Raw genomic sequence first — 15,592 nt, 5'->3', positions numbered from 1 at the left:
CATGCAAGCGGAAACCAAACTCTTCGATCTCAGCGGTTTGACTGTGTTACTGACGGGGGCCACCGGACACCTGGGCCGTGCGTTGGCCCATGGACTGGCCGAAGCCGGGGCCAGATTGGTTGTCAGCAGCCGGACAATGGCTGCGGCGAAATCTGTTGCCGACGAATTGCCATCGCCATCCGGCGCGCGGCATGTGGCGGCCCAGATTGATCATCTCGATCAGGACTCGTTGCAAAACGGCTTCGAGCGGGCGGTCGCCGAAGTAGGAACGCTCGATGTGTTGATTGCCAATGGACATCAACCAACGGCATCGGACTGGAAATCAGTGACCGACGATGAGTTCAATCAACAGATGCGAAATGCGACAGGGTATTTCATGTTGGCGCGGCTGTTGCGAGAGCACGTCGTGTCTCGCTCCGCGAGCGGCAACGTCATCTTTCTCGGATCAATGTATGGTTTGGTTGGCTCTTATCCCGATGCCTATGCGGGAATCGGACCGGCCAGTCCGGTGGCATATCATGCGCTCAAAGGCGGGATCATTCACATGACGCGGCACTTGGCGGTCTATTGGGCCGCTGACAAAGTACGGGTGAATTGTCTTTCTCCGGGGCCGTTCCCGGCACCCACGGTTGCCGATGAACTGGTTTCAAATCTATCGCAGCATTCGCCAATGGGCAGGATGGGGCGGGCGGAGGAGCTTGTCGGCCCAGCGGTCTTTTTGGCTAGTAATGCGTCGAGCTATGTCACCGGACATAATCTCGTCGTCGATGGAGGATGGACCGCATGGTAAACACTTTCGAGAATGCCAAAGAACGCGTTACACAAACACCAAGCTTGGTGATCGACGAGCATACCGTTCGTCAAAACTTGAGTCGCCTGCAAACGTATGCCGATTCTCACAAGATTGCCATTCGCCCGCACACCAAGACGCATAAGTCGCAACAACTCGCTCGCATGCAACTCGAGTCGGGGTGCCGTGGTTTGACCGTGGCCAAGGTCGGCGAGGCGGCGGTAATGTCCGAGGTCTGTGATGACATTCTAATCGCTTACCCGGCGATCGATTTGTCACGCCGAACTAGGATTGCGGAACTCGCACGAAATCACACCATGCGAGTTGCGTTGGACTCCTTGCAGGGGATCGATTCGCTGGCAGAATCTGCGACGGCGGCAGGCTCGTGCGTGGGCGTCTTGGTTGATGTCAACGTGGGCATGAATCGTACCGGGGTATCGACAGCGCAAGAGGCGTTGGCACTTGCAACCGCGGTGGCTCGCTACGAGGGGCCGCTTCGGCTCGATGGCATCTTTTTCTATCCGGGACATATCTGGGAACCTGCCCAGGAGCAGCAGGCTCCGTTGCAGGAAGTGGACGAGCGTCTGGGCGAGGTGATTGAATTGTGGCGTTCCGCTGGGCTCCAAGCATCGATTGTTTCGGGGGGCTCCACGCCGACGGCGTACCAATCTCACTGGGTTTCTTCACAAACAGAAATTCGGCCCGGCACCCATATACTCAACGACATGAACACGGTTCGGGCGGGCTTCTGTGACTTGCGCGATTGCGGCGCTGCCATCGTGTGCACCATCGTCAGTACGGCGGTTTCTGGGAAGGCCGTGATTGATGCCGGCTCGAAGACCTTAACGAATGACCGGAATGTGACACAGCCGGACTCCGGGTTCGGCCACTGTCTGGAGTACCCAGCGGCACGCATTACACGCCTGAGCGAAGAACACGGTGAACTCGATCTAAGCGATTGCGCAAATCCGCCCGCCCTTGGTGAACGGGTTACGATCATCCCAAACCATATTTGTCCCTGTGTCAATTTGCAAACCCAAATGCAATTCCAGACGTTGGATGGCAGCTTGACCGCGATGGAGATTGACACTCGCGGCATGACATCATGAACGATCATCAACATCCACTTCAGGGCGTGTTGCCTGTCCTACAAACGCCCTATTTTGAATCAGGTGAAATCGACTTTGACACACTTGAGCGAGAGATTGAGTGGTTGCTCGAATGTGGTTCCGATGGGATCGTCGTCGCGATGGTCTCGGAAGTCCTGAGGTTGAGCCATACCGAAAACCGAGAACTTGCTGCCTTTGTTTGTCGAGTGATGGACCGACGAGGGCCCGTTGTACTCAGTGTTGGTGGCGAGTCGACGAACATTGCTCGAGAGAACGCGGTCCATGCCGAGGAAGTAGGAGCGACCGCGATGATGGCCATTCCACCGGTTGCGGTGGGTGCGTTGGGCGACGAGCTGTTGAAGTATTATGAAGCGATCGCCCAGTCCACTTCGCTGCCCGTGATCGTACAGGACGCCAGCGGTTACGTGGGCAAGCCGCTGTCCATCGAACTGCAGGCGGAACTGCTGCAGCGATTGGGTCCCGAGAAGATCTACTTCAAACCAGAAGCCCCACCGATCGGACAACGGCTTTCGCAACTTCGCGACGCGACTGATTCTCAAGCTCGGATTTTCGAGGGGACCGGCGGCATCGCATTAGTCGACAGCTATCGTCGCGGAATTGTCGGAACCATGCCCGGCTCGGATTTGATTCGCGGTGTGGTCGCGTTGTATCGAGCGCTCCAAAGCGGTGATCACCAGCGTATTTATCAGTTATCGCTACCGATCTCGGCGATTGTGGCGGCGCAGCACAGCTTGGATGCCTTTCTGGCGATTGAAAAACATTTGTTGGTACGACAAGGCGTGTTTCGCAATACGATCGTCCGCGGTCCGCAGGCTTACCGCCTCGATGCGGAAACGATCGCTGAGGTTGACCGTCTGTTCGATTTACTCTGTGACACTTTGGAGAACAAATGATCATCGACGTACATAGTCATGTGTGGGAATATCCAACCCACTTCGACGATATTTTCCGACAACAAGCGGCGCGGGCACGCGGTGGCGATGAAGTCGATTTGACCGTTCGATTTGAGGATTACCAAGCGACTGCGCCTGACGACGTGACCACGATTGTTTTCGGCGGCAAGGCGAGACGCTCGGGGTTGTGGGTGGACGACGAGACGGTTGCCAATTATGTGGCGAAACATCCCGATCGCTTGATTGGATTTTTGTCGGTCGATCCCACACAATCCGGCTGGATGGACGAACTCCGGCATGGGCACCAAACGCTGGGGCTACGTGGGGTCAAACTGATGCCCATGTATTCCGGGTTTGCGCCCGATAGCGAAGCGCTCGAACCGTTCTGGCAATACACGTCCAAGCATGGGTTGCCGGTTTTGTTGCACACCGGGACGACCTTTATCGCCCAGGCGCCGCTGGAATTTACCCTGCCGCGACTGTTGGATCGGGTAGCCATGCGATTTCCCGAACAACGTATGATCCTGGCCCATCTGGGGCATCCTTATGAAGGCGAGTGTGTGGCGGTGATTCGTAAACACCAACACGTCTACGCGGATATTTCGGCGTTGTACTATCGTCCGTTCCAACTTTATCAATCACTGATGTTGGTGCAAGAATACGGTGTATGGGACAAATTGATGTTCGGCACCGATTACCCGTTCACCAACGTCAACGATTCGATTGCGGGACTTTGCAATCTGAACTCGATGTTAGAAGGCACGGCGCTCCCGCGACTCAACGAGAAGTGTCTACATGACATGATTCATCGTGACTCTTTGAAACGATTGAACCTTTAAGCGGAACCAAGTACATGAACGTGCAACTTGTTGGCGTGATCGGTCTCGGATTGATGGGACGCGGTATCTGCGCGGCCCTCCTCTCGCGTGGAATACCCGTCATCGCGTTTGATACCCGAACGGACATTACGACGGAGGTCGAATCACATATCGAGACCGCGCTGCGTGAAATGAAGAACTCGGCGCATTGGCGGAATCACTTTCATTGGGCGTCGACCTTGGAGGCCTTGGCGGACTGCGACTACGTTGTGGAGAGTTTGCCGGAAGATTTGCAGCTCAAGCAACGTGTGTTGAAAGAGCTGGAGTCATTGGTTCCTGTGACGACTCCGATCGCCAGCAATACTTCGGCGCTGCCGATCACGGTGATTCAACAGCCGCTTGAAAATCCAGAGCGAGTGATCGGAATGCACTGGGCCGAGCCCTGCCATTTGACGCGGTTCCTTGAGGTGATTCGCGGGGAACAGACCAATGATGCGACGACCGATATCACCATGGAATTGGGTAAACGGTTGGGTAAAGACCCGAGTTTGGTCCGCCGCGATGTACCAGGGTTCATTGTGAATCGGTTGGCTTATGCGATGTACCGCGAGGCTTTTTGGTTGTTAGAGAACGGGGTTGCCGATATCGAGACAATCGATCGATCGTTCGTCAATGCGATTTCGGTTTGGGCGGATGTCGCGGGGCCCTTTCGGTGGATGGACCTGACTGGACTGGCTGCCTATGCCGAAGTCATGAAACGACTCTTTCCTGAGCTCAGCCAGGCGACCCAGCCACCTCAATTGATTCAGGATTTAGTTCAGCAGGGGGCATGTGGCGCGGCTAGCGGTCAAGGCTTCTACTCATACGGCCCAGGCGAAGCGGCGCATTGGGCAAACAAGTTGCAGGAGAATGTGAAACGAGTCCAACCGCATTTGGGTCACGCCGAAAACTCAAATGTCGTGGAAAACTGAGTTGCAGTCATAGGGTCGAGCTACGATGCGTATCTAGACTTGGCGTGGAATGCGTCGCACTGAACTCGCGATCGGAGGGTTCCTGTGCGCAAAATGCAAGAAGCGTAACGCGAACATGGTTGACTACCCCGCGCGAGGTCGAGCATCGCTTGCTCCATGCTTGCACCCCTTTCTCACTGCCTCCCCATGTGCTTAGAACGCTTGCGAAGCCAGAAGCCAGAAGCCGCGAGAGGACGAGTAAAAAAGATTGCGAAACGAGCGGTGGACAACACGATTCGCTGCTGGCCCTTTGGGATAGTCAAACGGCCGGGTGACTTGGGAAGTATTTTTTCAGCTTCAGAAAGTGTCGTTCCAATAGATTCCAGCTGACGATCGCCGCCATGTAAGTCACCGACGACATCAACGCAATATAGAGTAGGTGTCCGACGACCGGGTTGCCGACCGATGAAGTTAACGCGGCGACGCTTAACACCGCTGACATCATCGGAATCAATGGGTTTTGGAAGACGTACATCGCGTAGCTGTACTTCCCGAGTGACCGCAGCGCAGCCGAGTTAAATAATCGAGCCAACGCGTCACTTCGATTCGCCGTCAGCAACCAAACCAAGATGCATCCCCAAATCGTTGGCCAAACGCTGAGCGGAATGGTGAATAATCCTTTCTTCAGCACCAGTCCAGAAACGATGATCGTGGCACAACCCGCCAGGGTGATCGGCAACCATTTTCTAAGTGGTTCTAGCCCACGCTGGCTTCGAGCCAGTGATGCGATCACCGAACCAACCAATAACGCATCGATTCGGAAGATCGTGAACACGTCCGCGGCGATGCCATGGTGGGTTATCAGAACGAAGGCGATCCGTGACAGAGCGCTAAGGATTGCCAGGCCGACTGCAACACGAAGTAGGTAGGTCGAGCGGATACAAAGCACAACGAGTGGCCAAACAAAGTAGAAATGCTCCTCCACCGCGAGTGACCAAAAGTGATCGAGGTACCCAAAGCACCACTCATTTTCGATGCTCATCTTGACGTTGACCAGATACGTCCACAGATAGAACTGATTCCCCAGCGGCGTCGCAAACATCTCATGCAGCTCCGGAAGCAGTTCCGCGCCGACAACGATCAATAGCAAGCTGCAGAAGTAGAGGGGAAAGATCCGCAGGCTGCGACGGGCGATGAAATTACGAAAGTAGTGAGGACGATTCTTTGCGTCGATCAAGATGCCGGTGATGAGAAAGCCAGAGAGGACAAAGAACAGCTCCACGCCCCGATCCCCTTGGCTCAACAACAACCCAATCAGTTTGCCTGCGGTCGTTTCCACAGGGAACTCTTTCCCGAACCGATAGAGTGTCACGATTAGGATCGCGAAACCACGCAGTCCGTCGAGTTCCGGTAGATGTGAACCTTTTTTCCAAACCGGTTCGGCTACACCGTGGTTGGCGGCTTCGCTTTGAGATCGTGGGGTCATCATCCAGCTGCTGTCCAATCAAAGTTCGCCACCACGGTGAGGTTAGTCGTCCACTATCCTGTCTCGCGATTGCAAAGTCAAACGGACCACGCTGAGAACACCGAAAAAGTATCGTAGCTCGCGATGTTAAAGTGAAAACGGGGAACTGGGCAGATGCCAGCTTCGTTAGCGAAAACACACAAGAGGTGTTGGTGGGGGCAGACGGTTAGAGCCGTCGATTAGAAAACGAGGCACGCCGCATAAACGCCACTTCGGACGTATTCAAGAAATGGATGTCGCTGAAACCATTATCTAGAGCTACCATTTTCGGATTGGCTCTTAGCAATGACCGCTCGGCGCGGCGGGAATCGGTGCATCCGAAGACGTACTGATTCCTTTGCACGGTGACGTTGTCGTCTTATTGCTCGGCGGGCGTTTGCTCAATGCTGGCGTCGATCTTTCGAGCCGCGTCGTCTACCGCTTGCTTCGACTTCTCAACGATCGCCGACGTGTCCTCTTTGACTTTTTCGGTATCAACCCGAAGCGTCGGGTCGCCGTTGGGCGAGCTGTATCTCACCCAACCGACAAGACCGAGAATCACGAGTAAAACAACCACTACGATTAAGGCACGCATCTTCATTACCTGATTTGAACTCGATGGAGGGACGCCATTCCGATAGGGCCATTCCAATAGGAACGGGGCGTTGCGATTAGGCGTTTTGAACGGGCAGCGAAGTCACTCGATCCATTGATTTACCGCAACAGTTGAATTCCGCTTTACAATCTTGACAATCACATCCGTTGGTCACATGAATTTCAAGATTGCATTTTGCGCAGCGGTACATGTCACCAATTTTTGGAGCTTCCTTCTTGATGGTCATCGTGGATCCTTATCAGGGTGATTGGGAACGAAATGGACTTTGTAGTAGCAAAGCAGTAGCAAACTCCGTTCCATCCGGCTCATGGGAAATTGTTCTGCTATCGCTTGGGGAAAGAAAACATTAGAAAAAAAGCCGCCGAGCGTTGGACCCCTCGTCGGGTCGTTGACGCTCCGCGGCTGATCGGATGCCATCGAAAAACTTCGCGAAATCAGTCCAAGGGATAACTTGGGTTAGCTTCGCGACTTGCGGTCGTTTTCGAGTTTCTTGGCTAGCTGCTTGGCTTGTTCGAGGTGAGCTTGGACCTTCGTTGCGGCCTGTTGCACGATCGGTTGCAGCTCTTGCGGACCTGCACTTTCAATCGCTTTCAATTCCGAAAGCAAGTTGATGTGTGCGACCGTTTGCTGACCAAGGTAGGCCATGTTGAAGTCTTGGCCTTCGTACTGGTTGAGCATGTCCTTGGTCATTTTTAACGCAAAGTCACAAGCTTGCTCGCCAATCTGACAGAATTCCATCGGCACTCTGTTGGATTGTGCATCAGCCCAACGGTCTTGCTGCTTGGCTTGTGCGTTGCCCTTGCGGTCCTCGCTTGTCCGCGGTTGATTACGTGTCGAGGCGTCTGCTTCCGCGTTGTGCGACCGCGTTGAAGCGGAATGGCCCGCGTGTTGCTGCAGCGTTTGGTTGAGTGCTTGATGATCCTGGACGATCATTTGAGCGAATTGCTTTAGCTCGTCGTTGTCACTTTTTTGCTGTGCCAACTTCGCCAATTCGATTTCCGCATCGTTGACCTTGATCAATCGTTGCACCAAAGCTTGCTTTATCGTCACCCCTTGTTGCTGCTTCTGTGCACTCGCCGAAACTCGACGCGCTTCATAACGATCATCCTGGTCGGTTTGCGCTCCCTTTGGTTGATCGGTGCTCTCTCCCGGCGATGTTGGAGGTTGTCCCGGTTCGACGGCCGGTGGAGCAGGTTTGACAATGGGTTGATCCGACGTCGTTTGTCCTTGGACGTTGGAAAGACCGGGAATTACCGCGATGGACAACACAGCGGCAGCGAAACGTAATTTCGACATGGGAACACTCCTAAATGCCGATTTCAAAATTGAGTGCCGCGACAACAAAGTCGCGGCCAACGATCACACTGATGCTGCACGCGGTGTTCCCAACCGTTGTCGGCGTACCGAAGGGACGCGAAAAATTCTTCCAATCTTGATTGAATGCAAATCGTTCCTACTGGAACGCGATGCAAGCGTTTGGCATGCGGTGCCTCGGAACGCTCAAAACGAAGTTCAGGCGAACTCGGTGTTCACGATGCGTCTTAATGCGCTGCGTTACGTGGTGATTCTTTCAGCGGCTGACCTGAGTTCCGGCGGCGCCTAGTGCTCGATCGTCGCAACCGAAATAGCCATTGGGTTAGAGCCAATCTGAGGCTGGAGTTTCTCGCGAAGATTCTGAAAAGATTGCAAACGAGCTAAGCCGGTCGAGGGCCGAAGCGCGCGGTTCTCAACAATCGATCGCACACTGTCGAGGCATCGTTGGTCACCCGCCGCGAGATGCTGTCTTGGGGCGTGGGCGACAAAGTCGATATTCATTTGATTCGCAAAAGCGAATCGCAGTCCGCTAGATTGACACGTCCACTAGATCGACACGTCCACTAGTCAACACGTCCACTAGTCAACACGTCCGCTAGATCAACACGTCCGCTACATCACCCCTGTCCGCTGCATCAAGACGGCCCGCCACATCAAGACGGCCGCAACATCGTCGCGTTGATGCCGATCGATCGCGTCGTCCTGAGGCCCGGTATTGGGTAGCGTTAAACCCACAATCGACGACAGCCTCGAAGATGATGCCATCATTGAAAAATGCATCGCCACCTCCATCGAACTTGGCCGGATCATCCGTTTCCGGCTCACCCTACCCGGCTGGAAAGGCATGAGGGCGACAAGGGTCGATCGACCGTGCAATCCGCTACGGTTTCGTTTAGAATGAGCGTCCCCTCTTTTTACGGTCCCACCCCAACCCTCCAGCAATGCTTATGTTCATTCGTTTTGCCCTGCTGTTCGTAAGTCTGATTGGAAGCACGATCACGGCGGTCGCGACCGACGCCCAATTTCACGCCGAGGATTTCGAATATTTCGAGCGACGCATTCGCCCTTTGTTAAGCGAACATTGTTTCGAATGTCATTCGGCTCAGGCGAAAACGGTTCATGGCGGGTTGTTGCTCGATTCCGCCGCGGGAATCGCCGCCGGTGGCGATAGCGGCACGTTGATCGTGCCGGGAAAGCCGGAGGAAAGTCTGCTGATCGAGACGCTTCATTACGACGGCATCGAAATGCCCCCCAAGGGGAAACTTGCCGCAGCGGACATCGCCGAATTGACCCTTTGGGTGCAGCGTGGCGCCCCATTTCCTCCATCCGCGGATGTTGTGGCTCGTCCCAGCGGCAAAATCGATTTTGAGAAAGGCCGTCAATTTTGGTCGTTTCAACCGCTCCGCGAACCGCCGCTGCCCGAAATCGCAAACACGAACTGGCCACGCAACCGAGTCGACTGGTTCGTCTTGGCTGCGATCGAGCGCGCGGGACTAACGCCCTCACCCCGCGCCGACCGCGCGACATTGATTCGTCGGTTGAGCTTCGATTTAACCGGATTGCCGCCATCCCCCGAGCGGCTCGATGCGTTTGTCAACGACGACTCCGCGGATGCGTACGAACGGCTGGTCGACGAATTGTTGGAATCACCTCAGTACGGCGAGAAATGGGGACGATGGTGGTTGGACATGGCGAGGTATACCGACCGCACGGCGAGCTGGTTGCCGAAAACGACCCAGGCGCATCTCTATCGCGATTGGGTCGTCAAAGCGTTCAACGACGACCTTCCATTTGATGAATTCATTCACCGTCAACTCGCTACCGATCTGATGTCAGAGACCGGCCCCGAGGATCTGCCCGCGCTGGGGTTCCTCAGTCTCAGCCCTACTTATTGGAAAGAACTGAAGTTGCCATGCGAGCTGATCAACGTGATTGTTGCCGATGAGTGGGAGGAACGGGTGGACGCGGTTTCTCGCACCTTCTTTGGGCTGACGGTCGCTTGTGCCCGTTGCCACGATCACAAATTTGATCCGATCAGCGCCGACGACTATTACGGCTTGGCTGGCGTCTTTGCCAGCACCCGGCATATTGAGCGGCCGTTGATTAGCGACGAAGCCTACGAACCCGTGCGCGTCGCCAAGGAAGAGGTCGCCAAGCTTGAAGCGAAGATGGCGAAGCTGAAAAGACAGAAGCCTTTGCCCCAGGAACAAATGGATGAACTCGCTGCGAAGATCAAGGATCTGAAAACCTCGACGCCGCTCTACGATACGCCCATGGCCAACGCGCTCTCCGAGGAATCGATGTACGTGGTCCGCGCCGGCAAGACGCCTGAACAGGGCACACGATTGGAATACCGCCCTGAACCACGCGATCTACCTTCGTTTATCCGGGGAAACCCCAACCGCCCCGGGCCCGTCATCCCGCGCCGCTTTCTGACGGTGTTGACCGACGAACCTCGACCGTACCAGAACGGCAGCGGGCGTTTGGAGTTGGCTCAGTCGATCACAACGGAGGCGAAAGCGCTGACCGCACGCGTGATCGTCAATCGCGTTTGGCTCGCTCATTTCGGCCAAGGAATCGTGGCCACCCCCAGCAACTTTGGTCAACAAGGCGATCGCCCCACTCATCCCGAGTTGCTCGAGGACTTGGCCGCCCGTTTCGTCGCCGAAGGTTGGTCGATTAAACGGCTGCACCGTGAAATATTGCTCTCCGAAACCTGGCAACAATCATCGGCCGTTGCGGTCGATGACAACCATGCCGATCCCGAAAATACGTGGCTTTCACGTGCGAATCGCCGCCGGCTTTCCTTCGAAGAGTGGCGGGACGCGATGTTAGTCGTCAGCGGTGTGCTGGACCCAACCGCGGGTGGTCCTTCGGTGCCACTGGATACCGCCAGCAATCATCGCCGCACTCTGTATGCAACCATCGACCGCCGAGATATGTCGCCTACGTTTATGATTCACGATTTCCCCGATCCGACACAACATAGTCCGATGCGAATGGCAACGGTCACGCCGCTGCAGGGACTCTTCGCGATCAACAGCCCGCTGCTGAACCAACAATCGCAACGCTTAGCAACCGAGCTGCAACAAGGGGAGTTTGACGATGATCGTAGCCGGATCAAAGAAGCTTACTTGCGGTTGTTTTCGCGAGACCCCAGCGATCGCGAATTGGAACTCGGACTGGCTTATTTGGCGGGCCCCGTGGCAGTGAATGACGCAAAGTCCGAAGCCCATTTTGCGCGGTGGCGTCAATACACTCACGTGCTTTTGGCCTCGAACGAATTCATCTTTATCGATTGAGATTCTTTTCAATGAATATGCAACCAACACGCAATGATGCATCACGATCGCCCGCAACCGTCGACCGTCGCGGGCTGCTTCAACAATTCGGGGGCGGAGTGGGAATGCTTGGAGCGGCAAGTATTCTTGGGGCGGCGCAACCGACGATGGCCTCGCAGCAAAACTTGCTGTCGATGCCCCATTTTCCGGCTCGGGCCAAACGGGTCATTCACCTGTTCATGAATGGTGGTCCCTACCAGGGAGATTTGTTTGATCCTAAGCCCGCACTTGAAAAATATGCGGGCAGCAGACCCCCGGGCGCCGATCTTGTCACCGAGCGACCTACCGGTGGACTGATGCCATCGCCGTTCAAGTTTCGCCCACGCGGCGAAAGCGGCGTTCAAGTCAGTGATTTGTTGCCGCAATTGAGTCAGCATATCGATGACATTTGTGTCCTGAATTCAATGCACGCCGACAATCCCAACCACGGTCCAGCATTGTTGCAGATGAACAATGGCACGATCATTCCCACGCGGCCGAGTATGGGGGCGTGGTTTTTGTATGGGCTGGGTACCGAGAATCAGAATCTGCCTGGTTATGTGGTGCTCTGTCCCGGACGACCGGTTCGATTTTCGATCCTTTGGAACAGTGCCTTTCTGCCTTCGAAGTATCAAGGCACGTACATCAATCATTCCACCGTCAATCCCGAGAAAATGCTGCCGCATTTGAGTAACACGCAGTGGGATCATGCGACCCAGCGCGGTCAACTCGATCTGTTGCAACAACTCAATAAGGATCACGTGGCCGCGCGGGGAGGCGATTCGGTCCTCAACGCGCGCATCGAAGCGATGGAAACCGCCTATCGGATGCAGTTCGAAGCGAGCGAAACGTTTGACCTCGCTCGTGAAACGAAACAAACGCGGGAAGCTTATGGTTCGGGACACTTTGCCAACGGTTGTCTGTTAGCACGGCGAATGGTCGAACGCGGTGTTCGCTTCGTCCAAGTCTACTATGGCAGCGGGCAACCCTGGGATACGCATAGCAAGCACAATGAGACGGTGCCGAAACTGTGTCAACAAATCGATCAACCGATCGCGGCCTTAATGACCGACCTAAAACAGCGTGGGTTACTCGAAGACACCTTGGTCGTTTGGGGCGGCGAGTTCGGTCGCACGCCAACCTCCGAGAGCGGGACGGGGCGTGACCACAACCACCATGGTTTTTCGATGTGGATGGCCGGTGGAGGAGTGAAGGGAGGCATGACCTACGGTCAAACCGATGAGTTTGGTTTTAAAGCTGTCGAGAACAAGATGCACGTCCACGATCTGCACGCCACGATGTTGCATTTGCTAGGACTCGATCACGAGCGGTTGACGTACCGACACGCTGGACGCGATTTCCGATTGACCGATGTTCATGGTCGCGTGGTAAGCGAAATCATCAGCTGAGACGGTTAGAGTGAGCGTTTCCACTCTGCGTTTGCGTTTGCGCGTCGTTGACGCCTGCGCCGGTAGCGATCGACTTCACAGTCTCGAGCTTTAAAATCATCCCCGATGCGGAGCGATTGATGTTCTATGCACTACGATTTCTTGTTCCCGTTGCGATTGGCTTGACGTTCGCGATCCCTGCTTTCGCGCATGCAGCTAATCCCATTCACTTTCATGTCGCAACCGATGGTTCGGACACCCACGCTGGGACCTCCGAAAAACCATTTGCCACGTTGCCCCGCGCTCAACGCGCCGTCCGCGAAGCTCGTAAGCAGCATCCTGAGAACGCGGTGACGGTCGAGATTCGCGCGGGCCATTACACTTTGGATCAAACCATCGTCTTTACCCCCGAAGACTCCGGACATTCCGCTGCAAATCCGGTGCGTTACCTAGGTGAAGCCGATGGCGAGGTCGTGTTATCTGGGGGGCGCGCGATCCGTGAATGGAAACCGGACGCGGATCATCCTGGATTGTGGAAAACACGCATCATAGCGCGTCCTGGGGACGATCATGGCGATTGGCGGTTCGAGCAACTATGGGTAAATGGTCGCCGCGGTGTGCGGGCAAGAACGCCCAACGACGGAGACTTTCACATGCTATTGGGGGTTCGCGAGACGCCCATTGCCGGAACCAAGCGTGTGCTGAAACACACGTTTGCTGTTCAAGAGGGTGGTCTCGCCACGCTTGCGAATGTTGATTCCGCTGCGTTAAAGGACGTTCAAGTGGTGGTGTACCACAAGTGGGACACCACGCGAGAATGGTTACAGTCGGCCGCCCCCGAGCAAGGTTTGTTTAGCACGCATGGCGAGGTCATGAAGGGGCACAATCCGATGAAACGGGATTGTTTGTACTTCCTTGAAAATTACCGTGAAGCGCTCGACGCGCCAGGAGAATGGTTCTTGGATCGCGAGGGTTGGTTGTACTATCGACCGCGCGAAAATGAAGACATGACTACGGCCAGTGTGATCGCCCCGGTCGTTTCCCGCTTGTTTGATTTTCAGGGCGAAATTGACAACGCCGAGCAACGGGTCAAACATCTCCGCTTTGAGGGGCTGAATCTACGTCACGCTGAGTTTCCAATTCCCGCGGGCGGCATTCGCTCGGCGCAAGCGGCGATGAATGTCGATGCCACCGCGATCCAACTCGACGGTGCCGAAGACATTCGCTTTTCGGACTGTAGCGTGGAACATGTCGGGGGCAGCGGGTTTTGGTTCCGCAAAGCGTGCCGAGATTGCCGCGTCGAACGCACACGGGTGTTCGATCTTGGCGTGACCGCGGTTCGGATTGGGGAAACCGGACTGGTGCCCACCGCGGTGCGGACCGGTGGGATTACCGTCGACAACTGTATTCTGCAGAGCGGTGGGCGGATCACGCCGCATGCCGTTGGCGTCTGGATTGGTCATAGCAGCGATAATGCGATCACGCATTGTGATGTCGCCGATTTCTTCTACACGGCCGTTTCAGTTGGATGGCGCTGGGGGTACGCCGAGAGTGGTGCAAAACGCAATCGTATCGAGTACAACCACTTGCACCACATCGGATATCGCATCCTCAGCGACATGGGCGGCGTCTATTTGTTGGGGCCGTCCGAGGGGACCCGAGTTCGCAATAATGTGATCCACGACGTGTACGCGACTCGTTATGGAGGGTGGGGATTGTACCCGGATGAAGGCAGTTCGCAGATCCTGTTTGAGAACAACTTGGTGTATGACGTCCGCGATGGTGGTTTTCATCAACACTATGGCCGCGAGAACATCGTGCGAAACAACATCTTGGCGTTTAGCGAAGAGGGACAGGTCGCGGTGACGCGGTCCGAGCCTCACCTCTCGTTCACGTTCGAACGAAACTTAGTCTTTTGGGACGAAGGACACTTGTTGGGCTATTCGGGGTGGAAGAACGGTGCCCAGGTCAACTTACAACACAACTTGTATTGGCGTGCCGGTGGCCAGCCGTTTGACTTCGCTGGCAAATCGTGGGCGCAGTGGCGTGAAGCCGGAAACGACGAAGGTTCCATTGTGGCCGACCCATTGTTCGTCAATGCTGCGAAACGTGATTTCCGGTTGCGTCCTGGATCGCCCGCCAACCAAATCGGATTCGTGCCGTTCGATATCTCCATGGCCGGAGTGCAGGGCGATTCCGATTGGAAGCAACTCGCCGCAGCGACCCCGGTTCGCGATCCGTTTGTGGTCCCAACATCGCCTCCGATCAATATCACGGACGACTTTGAGAGCGACAGTCCGATATCGTTATTGCGTTTGGCGAAACTCCATCACGAGGGGCGGGCATCGTTGATCACGGTTGTCGAGACACCGGATCTCAGTGGGCATTGTTTAAGGGTTCAAGATGCAGCCGATTTGAAGGCAAGTTACAATCCCCATTTGTATTGGGATCCCAATTACGTTGCAGGTACCTCAACGTTGACCTTCCGCATTCGCATGGATGCCGAATCGGAGGTTGTGTGCGAGTGGCGGGACCGTGGGGCGCCTTACCGGACTGGTCCGAGTTTGCATTTCTCTGGTCGAGCGGTTCATAGCCGAGGCCAAAAACTATTCGACATTGCGGCTGACACTTGGGTGGATGTCACGATGGAGGCGCCGCAGGGCAAATCCAACGGTCGTTGGAGTGCAACCTTCGTGTTGGCGGACGGACAACGCCATCACCACCCTGATTTGGTATGTGATCCCGAGTGGATGGAAACTCGCTGGGTGGGGTTTATTTCAGCTGCCCGCAACGCGTCCCAGTTCTACTTGGATGATATAAAGATGCAGAATCGACGTTAATCATACTTCAGATAGATCAGGAATATCGG

Annotated in this window: 13 protein-coding genes; 9 read left to right on the top strand and 4 right to left on the bottom strand. The window is 55.3% G+C overall.

Annotation, left to right across the window (positions count from 1 at the left end; all coding sequences use genetic code 11):
* Position 1 precedes the first annotated feature (1 nt).
* From Pla52o_RS07970 to Pla52o_RS07950, 5 genes are read left to right on the top strand one after another with little or no spacing between them, the layout of a single operon-like run.
* The gene (locus Pla52o_RS07970) at positions 2-790 is read left to right on the top strand and encodes an SDR family oxidoreductase (protein WP_197169090.1); all 789 of its coding nucleotides are present in this window, start codon (positions 2-4) and stop codon (positions 788-790) included.
* Positions 784-1,899 carry an alanine racemase gene (locus tag Pla52o_RS07965; RefSeq protein WP_197169089.1) on the top strand — a complete coding sequence of 372 codons (1,116 nt, stop codon included), beginning with the start codon at positions 784-786 and terminating at the stop codon, positions 1,897-1,899. The genes Pla52o_RS07970 and Pla52o_RS07965 overlap by 7 nt, the downstream gene beginning before the upstream one ends.
* Positions 1,896-2,813, top strand: coding sequence for a dihydrodipicolinate synthase family protein (locus Pla52o_RS07960; RefSeq protein WP_146594038.1), 918 nt, complete (start codon positions 1,896-1,898; stop codon positions 2,811-2,813). The genes Pla52o_RS07965 and Pla52o_RS07960 overlap by 4 nt, the downstream gene beginning before the upstream one ends.
* Positions 2,810-3,652, top strand: coding sequence for an amidohydrolase family protein (locus Pla52o_RS07955; RefSeq protein ID WP_146594037.1), 843 nt, complete (start codon positions 2,810-2,812; stop codon positions 3,650-3,652). Before Pla52o_RS07960 ends, Pla52o_RS07955 begins: the two co-directional genes overlap by 4 nt.
* 14 nt (positions 3,653-3,666) lie before the next feature.
* Positions 3,667-4,602, top strand: a complete 936-nt coding sequence (locus tag Pla52o_RS07950) for a 3-hydroxyacyl-CoA dehydrogenase family protein (RefSeq protein WP_146594036.1) — start codon at positions 3,667-3,669, stop codon at positions 4,600-4,602.
* Positions 4,603-4,900: 298 nt separating this feature from the next.
* Here the strand turns inward: Pla52o_RS07950 and Pla52o_RS07945 are convergent, their stop codons facing one another.
* The 3 genes from Pla52o_RS07945 to Pla52o_RS07935 all read right to left on the bottom strand — a co-directional run bounded on the left by Pla52o_RS07945 (position 4,901) and on the right by Pla52o_RS07935 (position 7,997).
* On the bottom strand, positions 4,901-6,070 hold the full coding sequence (locus Pla52o_RS07945; RefSeq protein WP_146594035.1) for an acyltransferase family protein: 1,170 nt from the start codon (positions 6,068-6,070) through the stop codon (positions 4,901-4,903).
* Between the two features lie 394 nt (positions 6,071-6,464).
* Positions 6,465-6,680 (bottom strand): hypothetical protein, encoded by a 216-nt coding sequence (locus Pla52o_RS07940; protein ID WP_146594034.1) that lies wholly within the window; start codon positions 6,678-6,680, stop codon positions 6,465-6,467.
* Positions 6,681-7,157: 477 nt separating this feature from the next.
* Complete coding sequence (locus Pla52o_RS07935; protein WP_146594033.1) at positions 7,158-7,997, bottom strand: DUF4142 domain-containing protein; 840 nt, start codon at positions 7,995-7,997, stop codon at positions 7,158-7,160.
* Here Pla52o_RS07935 and Pla52o_RS07930 point away from each other — a divergent pair.
* Positions 7,996-8,304: a hypothetical protein gene (locus Pla52o_RS07930; protein ID WP_146594032.1), complete on the top strand. Its 309-nt coding sequence runs from the start codon at positions 7,996-7,998 to the stop codon at positions 8,302-8,304. The genes Pla52o_RS07935 and Pla52o_RS07930 overlap by 2 nt on opposite strands.
* A 323-nt stretch (positions 8,305-8,627) precedes the next feature.
* On the opposite strand, the gene Pla52o_RS26765 is transcribed toward Pla52o_RS07930, so the two are convergent.
* Positions 8,628-8,795, bottom strand: coding sequence for a hypothetical protein (locus Pla52o_RS26765; protein WP_231612171.1), 168 nt, complete (start codon positions 8,793-8,795; stop codon positions 8,628-8,630).
* Between the two features lie 161 nt (positions 8,796-8,956).
* Between Pla52o_RS26765 and Pla52o_RS07925 the strand changes: the two genes are divergently transcribed.
* From Pla52o_RS07925 to Pla52o_RS07915, 3 genes are all read left to right on the top strand, one after another.
* On the top strand, positions 8,957-11,317 hold the full coding sequence (locus tag Pla52o_RS07925) for a PSD1 and planctomycete cytochrome C domain-containing protein (protein WP_146594031.1): 2,361 nt from the start codon (positions 8,957-8,959) through the stop codon (positions 11,315-11,317).
* A gap of 17 nt (positions 11,318-11,334) precedes the next feature.
* Complete coding sequence (locus Pla52o_RS07920) at positions 11,335-12,744, top strand: DUF1501 domain-containing protein (protein WP_146594150.1); 1,410 nt, start codon at positions 11,335-11,337, stop codon at positions 12,742-12,744.
* 119 nt (positions 12,745-12,863) lie between these two features.
* Positions 12,864-15,563 carry a right-handed parallel beta-helix repeat-containing protein gene (locus Pla52o_RS07915; protein ID WP_146594030.1) on the top strand — a complete coding sequence of 900 codons (2,700 nt, stop codon included), beginning with the start codon at positions 12,864-12,866 and terminating at the stop codon, positions 15,561-15,563.
* Positions 15,564-15,592: the final 29 nt, after the last annotated feature.

The sequence above is a fragment of the Novipirellula galeiformis genome, from assembly GCF_007860095.1.
GTDB classification, from domain to species: Bacteria; Planctomycetota; Planctomycetia; order Pirellulales; family Pirellulaceae; genus Novipirellula; species Novipirellula galeiformis.
Note: the sequence above shows the minus strand (reverse complement) of the source record. Positions and strands in the feature narration are given on the sequence as shown.

Bases quoted from the DNA above. Each gene is read 5' to 3' on its own strand.
- Pla52o_RS26765 (WP_231612171.1), bottom strand. From the start codon at position 8,795: ATGCATTTTTCAATGATGGCATCATCTTCGAGGCTGTCGTCGATTGTG.
- Pla52o_RS07930 (WP_146594032.1), top strand. From the start codon at position 7,996: ATGGGAACACTCCTAAATGCCGATTTCAAAATTGAGTGCCGCGACAAC.
- Pla52o_RS07960 (WP_146594038.1), top strand. From the start codon at position 1,896: ATGAACGATCATCAACATCCACTTCAGGGCGTGTTGCCTGTCCTACAA.
- Pla52o_RS07945 (WP_146594035.1), bottom strand. From the start codon at position 6,070: ATGATGACCCCACGATCTCAAAGCGAAGCCGCCAACCACGGTGTAGCC.
- Pla52o_RS07950 (WP_146594036.1), top strand. From the start codon at position 3,667: ATGAACGTGCAACTTGTTGGCGTGATCGGTCTCGGATTGATGGGACGC.
- Pla52o_RS07965 (WP_197169089.1), top strand. From the start codon at position 784: ATGGTAAACACTTTCGAGAATGCCAAAGAACGCGTTACACAAACACCA.
- Pla52o_RS07915 (WP_146594030.1), top strand. From the start codon at position 12,864: ATGTTCTATGCACTACGATTTCTTGTTCCCGTTGCGATTGGCTTGACG.
- Pla52o_RS07925 (WP_146594031.1), top strand. From the start codon at position 8,957: ATGCTTATGTTCATTCGTTTTGCCCTGCTGTTCGTAAGTCTGATTGGA.
- Pla52o_RS07940 (WP_146594034.1), bottom strand. From the start codon at position 6,680: ATGCGTGCCTTAATCGTAGTGGTTGTTTTACTCGTGATTCTCGGTCTT.
- Pla52o_RS07920 (WP_146594150.1), top strand. From the start codon at position 11,335: ATGCAACCAACACGCAATGATGCATCACGATCGCCCGCAACCGTCGAC.
- Pla52o_RS07970 (WP_197169090.1), top strand. From the start codon at position 2: ATGCAAGCGGAAACCAAACTCTTCGATCTCAGCGGTTTGACTGTGTTA.
- Pla52o_RS07935 (WP_146594033.1), bottom strand. From the start codon at position 7,997: ATGTCGAAATTACGTTTCGCTGCCGCTGTGTTGTCCATCGCGGTAATT.
- Pla52o_RS07955 (WP_146594037.1), top strand. From the start codon at position 2,810: ATGATCATCGACGTACATAGTCATGTGTGGGAATATCCAACCCACTTC.